We start from the raw sequence: 209 nt of genomic DNA on the forward strand, positions 1-209 counted from the left end.
GGGTGATCAGAGCGGCAGCAGACGCGGGACTGAGAAGTGTCGCCGTCTACGCCGAACCCGACGCCGATGCCCCCTTCGTACGCCTGGCCGACGAAGCATTCGCCCTCGGCGGCAACACTTCGGCAGAGTCGTACCTGGTCATCGACAAGATCTTGGACGCCGCCCGCAAGTCCGGCGCAGACGCCATCCACCCCGGCTACGGCTTCCTC

General features: G+C 66.5%; 1 protein-coding gene. It reads left to right on the forward strand.

What is annotated here, in order from left to right:
• Positions 1–2: 2 nt before the first annotated feature.
• On the forward strand, positions 3–209 hold a 207-nt coding region (locus tag A2J03_RS23935; RefSeq protein ID WP_331712394.1), incomplete at its 3' end, for a biotin carboxylase N-terminal domain-containing protein.

It is taken from the genome of Rhodococcus sp. EPR-157, from assembly GCF_001647195.1.
Taxonomy (GTDB): Bacteria; Actinomycetota; Actinomycetes; order Mycobacteriales; family Mycobacteriaceae; genus Rhodococcoides.